This is a genomic window from Mycobacterium sp. NGS66 (genome assembly GCF_059812225.1).
Map to the genome: position 1 here is coordinate 1 of NZ_JCALCG010000035.1, position 1353 is coordinate 1353.

At 63.8% G+C, this 1353-nt stretch carries 1 protein-coding gene; it reads right to left on the bottom strand.

Annotated elements, in window-relative coordinates; all coding sequences use genetic code 11:
- Positions 1-28 precede the first annotated feature (28 nt).
- Positions 29-1299, bottom strand: a protein-coding gene (locus AC5Y2L_RS28530) for an IS3 family transposase (protein WP_499940087.1) whose coding sequence is annotated in 2 segments (ribosomal slippage) — positions 29-1026 and positions 1026-1299 — 1272 coding nt in all. Because the reading frame shifts where the segments join, the coding sequence is not laid out codon by codon here.
- Between the last annotated feature and the right edge of the window lie 54 nt (positions 1300-1353).

The window sequence follows — 1353 nt, forward strand, 5'->3', positions numbered from 1 at the left end:
AATCGCCCCGGGTTCGGTGCGCACCTGGTTATTGGTGTGCAGTCTGGTGTTCGACTGTGTTTGTAGCGTAGTGGTTGGCTTCGTATTCGGTTGGTGGGATCCGGCCAAGGCGATGCATGAGGCGTTCGGTGTTGTACCAGTGCACCCAGTCGGCGGTCAGCAGTTCGACATCAACTAGGCGGTGTAGCGGGCCGTGTCGAAAGGGTGAATCGTCGCGGGCGGCTTCGGTTTTGTACAACCCGATGGTGGTCTCGGCCAGGGCGTTGTCGTAGGCGTCGCCGACCGACCCGATCGAGGCCATCAGCCCGGACAGGGCCAGGGTTTCCCCGAACCGCACCGAGGTGTATTGCGATCCGGCATCGGAATGATGAATCGTGGTGCCGGTCAACGGGTTACCTTCACGACGGCGCAGTTCGGCGGCTTGGCGAATCGCCGCACGCACAAAGTGGTCGCTTTTGCCGGCTGAGCATTGCCAGCCCACGATGCGCCCCGCGTAGGCGTCGATGGCAAACGCCGTATAGACGAACGTCCCGCTGACCAGGCGGACATAGGTGAAATCAGCCACCAGCAGAACGTTGGGCGCGCTGACCCGGAACTGGCGGTCCACCAGGTCGGGGGCGCGCCCGGCGGTCGGATTAGCCACGGTGGTGCGGATCTTCTTGCGGCGGGTCACCCCCTGCCAGCCGTTGGCGCGCATCAGCCGTTCTACCGTGCAGCGGGCCACCGCGATGCCTTGGCGTTGCAGGTGGGCCCACATCTTGGTGGCCCCATACAGCGACTCCGGGGGGCGGCGGCCACGTTCGTCGGGTTCGTAGTAGCTGGCCAGGATGGAGGTGATCGTCATGTCCCACAGCGCCCGGCGCGACGGTGGCCGCGACAACCAGGCGTAGAAGGTTCTCGGGGCGATCGGGCACCCGTGCTCGCTGAGCACGCGGCAGATCGGAGCGACCCCGAACCGAGCTCGATGCTCGGCGATGAACGCACAGGTCAGCGGCGTCGCGGGTCGCTCTCCCGCGCGAAGAAACTCGTTGCCGCCTTCAGGATTTCGATGGTTTCTTCTAGCTCGCGGTTTTTCCGTTTGAGTTCACGGTTCTCCCGAGCGACGTCGCTGGCAACCCCCTCGCGTTCACCACCGTCGACCTCACCCTGGCGCACCCACCGGCGCAGCGTCTCAGGAGAAATACCCAATCGCAGCGCGACGGCCTGGATACAGGCCCACTGGCTGTGGTACTCCTCGCAATGCTCAGCAACCAGCCGCACAGCGCGGGACTTGAACTCCTCGTCGTATGTTTTGGGCATGATGCGAACTACCTTCCCTCGAAAGAAGGTGTGCATTAAACCCGGGGTAGTTCA